The organism is Pseudomonadota bacterium (assembly GCA_022361155.1).
Classification (GTDB): Bacteria; Myxococcota_A; Polyangia; order Polyangiales; family JAKSBK01; genus JAKSBK01.
In genome coordinates, this window is sequence record JAKSBK010000429.1 from 1 (window position 1) to 6,454 (window position 6,454).

The following is a 6,454-nucleotide window of genomic DNA, read 5'->3' on the forward strand; positions in this document are numbered from 1 at the left end:
CCCCGGACCGCCCATAGTACGATGCGAGCAGCGGACCATGCGCAGACCTACCCATCTGCTGGTGCTCACGGCCTTGGCGCTGAGCATGCTCGGCTGCAGTACGCTGGTTCCGGAAGTCGAGTATCGAGACGCCGCGCCTGTTGTAGACGATGCAGGCAGCCGCCGGGCCGGTGAGCGCGATGCAAGCTCACCCTCTGCGTGTATGCCCGCTGTCTTTGGCCTGAGCCGATTCGGCGAATCCTGTTTTCCAGCGCAGATGAGGGCCCGCGAAACTAGCGCGCCGGGAAGCTGCGGGTTTGGATCGTGCTCGGAGCAGAGCAGAACTGCGGAAGTTAATCTTGACACCCATTTTACTTGCACCGCGGGTGCGCCCGCGGCGTTCACCCGAACGCCTTGCGCTCACCGAGCCCTCGTTCCTGGTTCTCGTTTTACTTATCGTGGACACCTCGACCGATCGGGCTCGAAGTTGGTGACCGATGCGGGCTAGACAGGCTACACTTGAAACATGCCTGCTACATCGCTGCGCAATTACAGCGTTGTGCTCGAACCAGATCCCGACGGTGGGTACGTTGCGGTCGTGCCCGCGCTGCCTGGCTGCTACAGTCAGGGCGATACCGTTGAAGAGGCGCTTGCGAACGCCCGCGAAGCCATCGAGTTGACGCTTGAGCATCCAATGCCCGTCGGGCTGTTGGACACGTTGCGCCCGTACGTGCCCACCCGCAACCCGGGAGCTGGCCCGGAATAGACCGGAATAGAGTCGCGCCGCTCCAAGGCACTCCGTGCTCTAGTCTGTGCCCCCGCGGACCCTCATCTGCGCTGGAAACACGATTCGGCGAATCGGCTCAGGTCAAAGACACCGGGCATACACGCAGAGGTGGTCGCGTTCGGACTTGCCGGGTCTGCGCACCTGGTCGCGACCTCAGCATCGGCGAGGGGACCGCCGCGACGCAAGTTTGAATTGGGTGTCATAATAGAACTCTTCTTTCGCAGTCGGCGTAGCGTAGAGTGAGCGGCAGGCACGGAGGCCGCACGGGGCTCACGGACCGCAATCGACGAGTTCCCCGTCCTCTTTGCATAGCCGCATGCGATGGAGCAGCGAGGCCTCGTACGCGGTGAAGGCCCTGGATTGGTGTTTCCCATGCTGCGACATCAGCACCACGTATGCGAGGGATGCCGCTGCCCCGGCCACAATGCTCAGCGTGATGCCGCTGAAGCCGAATAGGGGCTTGTCCGCTTCCGGCGGCCCGTGGATGCTTTGTTCACGAGCAACATGGGCGATCCCAAAGTAGATCGAGCTTGCAAACGCGAGCCCGGCGCCGGCCGCGGCCAGGGTCGACAGCGTACGCAGCTGCGCGGATTGGCGCGCGGCCGCGGCGGTGCCCGATCGTTCTGCGACAACCGGCAAGAGATCCAGTGCGTGGTACACCCGCTTGCCGTCGGCCAGCTGAAGAAACGTCGCGTCGCACGGCCTTGTGCCGCCCCCTGTCCGCCGACACATGCGTGGGCTCAGCCTATGCGCGGCCGAGAGCCGCTCTTCGACGGGAGCCGTGGGCCCCGGGGCGGAGAGACGGACATGGGCATGGCATCCGGATGCCAACGCGATGGCAGTCAGCATCAGCCCCCGGCTCCACGCGCGTTCCGGCGCGCATGCTGTGATCGAACACTTGGACAACTGCACACCCTCCTGCCCGCCGCCGGGGACGCGAAGCCCAGGCTTGTGTTCCGCTTCGCAGCATTGTACATAGGAAGCCAGCCAGGTCTAATCCGCAAGGGCGGGTCGAGCTGGTTGGGCCTGTGTCTGGCCGAGGGGCAGGATGGCTGAAACGTCGATACGGCGGGCATCGAGTGGCGTGGGCAGTGGCGTGCATGCCGCGAAACCGGGCATCGGAGGTCGCCGTTCGCCGGCAACACACCGCGCGTCTGCGGACGGCTCGGTGACAACGAGCCGCGTGCAGGTCGCGTTCACGTGCAGCCGGGGTGCCGTTTGGCGCACGCTCGTGTTCGGAATGAGCCTGACCTTAGCGGCCAGCATAGTGGGTGGGTGTCGCGCGCATATTGCGCTTCAGGCGCCGGATCCGTCGGCGCCGTTCAAGCGTCGGCTTGCGGCGTTTCGTAAACTCAAACCTGTCCATCAAACGTACTCCAGCTACGGCTCCATCTCGGCGATCGACTCACTCGGCTTGGCGGATGGCTCTGTGGTCGAGTACCCCGAAGACGTCAAACCGGTGGTGGGCCCCACCTCCCCAGCGGCTATCGCGGCCGACCTGGCCGTCGCTCGGCGCAAGTGGTCGACAATCACGCTTTGGTCTGGCCGCACGCTGTGCCTCGGTGGAGCCGTGCTCGCCTTGGGTACGGACTCTTCGACGGCGAGGTACGCCGGCGTGGGCGCCCTGGCTGCTGGCGTTGTCGCGTACATCGCGCAGCACTTCTTGGAAAGCGCCGAAGGGGCGGAGATGTCGACTGCGTTCGGCACCTACGAGGATTCGCTGCGGGACTACCTGGGTCTGTGCGAGACCGAGGAGGGAGACTTGTCCGACTGCAGTGCGGATGGCGAAGACGAAGACGAACTACGGCTTCAGCTCGCGTCCAACGACCCCTACGCTGCCTATCCTTCTATGCGCTTCAGCACCGCGAACCAGCGCGCGAGCGAAGAGAGAGGCCCGGTTCTGGAAGGAGGCAGGCCATGAAAGCGATTGCCAGCGCGCTGGTCGTGCTCGCGTGTGCGGGTTGCCACAGCCACGTTCAACTCCGCGTTCCTCCGCGCACCGCGCCGCTTCGCGAGCGCGTAGCGGCGGCGCGCAAGCTGCTTCCCAAGGTCATGAGCTCCACCTACCAGGGAGGCGTAAAGACCAGCGTCGATTTTTTGCAGCTCAACGATGGCCGGCGCGTCTACTACCCCCAAGACTTGCTGCCCGTGGTTGCCCCGGACTCGCCCACAGCCAGCGCCGCGAAAACGGCCGCGAGCAACCGCAAGTGGGCAACGAGGGCGACCTATTCCGGTGTTCCCCTGTTCGTGACCGGTCTCGGTTACACGATGCACACGTTGGTCACGAACAGCCAAAACAACGAAGAGTTCAGCAAGCCGAAGCTGATGCTCGGCGGTACGCTCATCGTGGCCAGCGTGGTGGCAGGCGTCGTGTACGCGATCATGTCGACTCGCGCGGCGGACGAAACCACGACGGCCTACACGACCTACGAGGACGCACTGCTCGACAATCTTCGCATTTGCATTGAGAAAAAAGAGATCTACGACTGCGACGGACGCGAAGACGAGCTCGCGCCGTCCATCACCCGCTGGCGGCCCGTGCCGTCGCCTCCGTCGTTCCAACTGCTCAGGCCCCGGCCGGCTCCGGCCACCACACGCTACGGACTTGGTCGGGCGTCGTTGCGAATTCATCCAAAGCCACTCCCCGCGATCACCTCGGGAGCAAGCCCCGAACGCCTCGAGCTTCACCGAGTCCTCACTCCTGGTTCATGGTAAACTCGTTCGACCATCCCGGGGTGCTTTCCCTGCCCTTTCCCTTGCCCTTGCCCGGGAACGTGATGGCCGAGGCGCTCGGAGACGTCGAACAGCGCATTGTCGCATGCCCCGACTTGGAGCAGCTGAAAGCCTGGATCCGTCGTGCCACCCATGTATCCAACGCGGCCGAGCTCGAGTCGCAGGCAGCCGGGTAGCTGAGCGACGGCGCAATTTGAGCGGTTCCCAGTTTTCTCGAACAGGGTGTCTCACACAAGCTGAGACGGGGAGCCCGTAGACTGGTACGGAGTGCCGAACGATGACGCCAGCCGTGCCCCTCCTAGCTCCAAGGCCGACGCTTCGGTCGCTGGCGCCGCCGCACTGTCGCAGGTCGGCGGCTCCGAGTCGGCTCCCACCGGACCTCGGGCTGGTGCCGAGCGGGGCCGCGCCAAAACCCTGCCTCGAGTGGACGCTGCGGCGCCTGAGCTCGTGCCGGCACGCATGGTCAACGAGGTGCTCTACTGCCCGCGGCTGATGTATCTGGAGTGGTCGCAAGGGGAGTTCGTGGACAATGCCTTTACGGTCGAAGGTCGAGCCGTCCATGCGCGGGCCGATCGCCCAGGCACGCCGAGGACTACCGAGGGTCCCGACGACGGACCGTCCGTGCCCCATCAGACCCGCTCGGTGTGGCTGAGCTCGGCCAGGTTGGGCCTGACCGCCAAGATCGACGTGGTGGACCACGACGCCGATGGCTCGGTCAGCCCAATCGAGTACAAGCGCGGCAAGCGTCCCAAGGTCGTCGAGGGGGCGTATCTTCCCGAGCGCGCTCAACTCTGTGCGCAAGTGCTGCTGCTCCGGGAACACGGGTATCGCTGCGAGCAAGCATTCATCTACTACGCGGGCGAAAAACGAAGACTGGAGATTGGCATCGATGATGCCTTGATCGCGACGACGCTGGCGGCGGTCGATCGGGCTCGCGAGCTGGTTACGTTGGGCGAGCTGCCGCCGCCGCTCGTCGATAGCCCGAAGTGCCGCGGCTGCTCGCTGGTGGGTGTCTGCCTTCCCGACGAAGTCACGCTGCTGCGAGCGTTGGCGGGCGGAAGCCCCGAGCCAGAAATGGAACAGCTGACGAAAGCAGCACCGGACCTCGTGGGCCCACTGGATCCCGACCCTTGGTCCCTCGCGGGCACAGACGTGCTGCCCAAACGTGTGCGCCCGCTTCTTCCAGCCCGGCAAGAGCGGCAGGCGCTGTACGTACAGGAGCAGGGCGCCCGGATCGGACTCGACGGCTACTGTTTGATGGTTCGCGGCAAGGAATCCCAGAACCGGGTTGGCCTGGCCCACATCTCACACGTAGCCGTGTGGGGCAACGTACAAATAAGCACGCAAGCGCTGCGCACGTTGATGGAGCGCGGCATCCCTGCCTGTTTCCTCACCTACGGCGGCTGGTTCGTGGGGCATGCGGTTGGCGCCGGGAGCAGCAACATCGAGCTGCGCATGGCGCAGCACGCCATGGCCACGAAAAAGGCCACCTGTACGCGCCTGGCACGTGGCTTCGTGTGCTCCAAGATCCTCAACTGCCGGACCCTTCTTCGCCGCAACGCGAGCGGGGTCGACCGGGAGCTGTTGGCGCTCAGGCATTTGGCACGCAAGGCCTCGCAGTCGGCATCCGTCGAGACCTTGCTTGGCATCGAGGGCACGGCTGCGCGCATCTATTTCGGTGCGTTCACCAGGATGCTGAAAAGCCGAACCGGATCCTTGCAGTTCGATCTCGAGGGACGCAACCGTCGTCCTCCGAAGGACCCCGTAAACGCCCTCCTGTCGTTTGCCTACTCGCTGCTGACCAAGGAATTCGTTCTCGCGACGCGAGCGGCTGGGCTCGAGCCGCTGCTCGGCTTTTACCACCGACCCCGCTTCGGCCGACCTGCCCTGGCTCTGGACCTGATGGAAGAGTTCCGCCCGCTCATCGCGGATTCGGTCGTCATCAACGTGCTCAACAATCAGGTTGTAGCGCCGGGCGATTTCCTCTCCTCCATGACCGGCGTAGCCCTGCGCCCGGCCGCCCGGAGGCGCGTGATCGAGGCCCACGAGCGGCGCATGGCCGAAGTGATTACCCATCCGGTATTTCGCTACCGAATCAGCTATCGCCGCGTGCTGGAGGTGCAGGCTCGTCTGTTGTGCCGGCTATTACTGGGCGAGATCGACGTCTACCCGCCGTTCCGCACCCGGTGACCGGCGATGAGTCAGGCGTTCATCGTCACCTACGACATCTCGGACGCCAAGCGCCTGAGGCGCGTATTCCGCATCATGTGCGGGTACGGCCAGCACCTTCAGTTCTCGGTCTTCCGCTGCGAGCTCACCACGATGATGCTCGTGCAGCTCCGCGCCGAGCTGGCTCGCGTCATCCATCACCGCGAAGACCAGATCCTCTTCATCGACACGGGTCCCACCTGCGGCCGCGGCTCCAACTGCATCGAATCGCTCGGCCGTCCTTTCCTCGCTCGCGATCGCGGCGCCAAGATCGTATGATGTCGTCGTGTCCGGCTCAGCGAGCGGCGCAGCTATGCCACCTCCCCAGGCACCGCTCGCATATGAGATCGCTCTTTGAAAAACAAATAGATATGCAGCTCGCACCAAACTCATCCACCGCGGTTTGCAGCCACCACGCACGAGTCTCTACCATCGCTCGCAGTCCGGTCCCCAAACCAGCGAAATCACAACGATCTCCGGGGACCTGTTTCCGTCGCCAACGAGCGACGGCCCCATTGAAGCTGTCCCCGTGCACGTGGGACTGAAAGTCCAGGCACTGGTTTCCGTCGCCAACGAGCGACGGCCCCATTGAAGCCACTGCATCCGAGCAAACTCGCGTCCACTGGTCCTTGTTTCCGTCGCCAACGAGCGACGGCCCCATTGAAGCATTGACGTAGACCACCGCTACAGCCCGGGAATCAAGTTTCCGTCGCCAACGAGCGACGGCCCCATTGAAGCGAGCAGCAC

At 64.4% G+C, this 6,454-nt stretch carries 7 protein-coding genes; 6 read left to right on the forward strand and 1 reads right to left on the reverse strand.

What is annotated here, in order from left to right:
• Positions 1-505: 505 nt before the first annotated feature.
• A complete protein-coding gene (locus tag MJD61_16500) occupies positions 506-745 on the forward strand; it encodes a type II toxin-antitoxin system HicB family antitoxin (protein ID MCG8556862.1) in 240 nt (79 codons plus the stop codon).
• Between the two features lie 291 nt (positions 746-1,036).
• Here MJD61_16500 and MJD61_16505 read toward each other — a convergent pair whose 3' ends face one another.
• Entirely contained in the window at positions 1,037-1,498 is a 462-nt protein-coding gene (locus tag MJD61_16505; protein ID MCG8556863.1) for a hypothetical protein, read from the reverse strand.
• Between the two features lie 316 nt (positions 1,499-1,814).
• On the opposite strand from MJD61_16505, the gene MJD61_16510 reads away from it, so the two are divergent.
• The 5 genes from MJD61_16510 (at position 1,815) to cas2 (ending at position 5,986) form a co-directional block, all read left to right on the forward strand.
• Entirely contained in the window at positions 1,815-2,687 is an 873-nt protein-coding gene (locus tag MJD61_16510; protein ID MCG8556864.1) for a hypothetical protein, read from the forward strand.
• Positions 2,684-3,481, forward strand: a complete 798-nt coding sequence (locus MJD61_16515) for a hypothetical protein (protein ID MCG8556865.1) — start codon at positions 2,684-2,686, stop codon at positions 3,479-3,481. Before MJD61_16510 ends, MJD61_16515 begins: the two co-directional genes overlap by 4 nt.
• On the forward strand, positions 3,475-3,675 hold the full coding sequence (locus tag MJD61_16520; protein MCG8556866.1) for a hypothetical protein: 201 nt from the start codon (positions 3,475-3,477) through the stop codon (positions 3,673-3,675). The genes MJD61_16515 and MJD61_16520 overlap by 7 nt, the downstream gene beginning before the upstream one ends.
• Before the next feature lie 91 nt (positions 3,676-3,766).
• Positions 3,767-5,689 carry a CRISPR-associated endonuclease Cas1 gene (gene cas1 / locus MJD61_16525; protein MCG8556867.1) on the forward strand — a complete coding sequence of 641 codons (1,923 nt, stop codon included), beginning with the start codon at positions 3,767-3,769 and terminating at the stop codon, positions 5,687-5,689.
• A gap of 6 nt (positions 5,690-5,695) precedes the next feature.
• The gene (cas2, locus tag MJD61_16530) at positions 5,696-5,986 is read left to right on the forward strand and encodes a CRISPR-associated endonuclease Cas2 (protein ID MCG8556868.1); all 291 of its coding nucleotides are present in this window, start codon (positions 5,696-5,698) and stop codon (positions 5,984-5,986) included.
• The last annotated feature ends 468 nt before the right edge of the window (positions 5,987-6,454 follow it).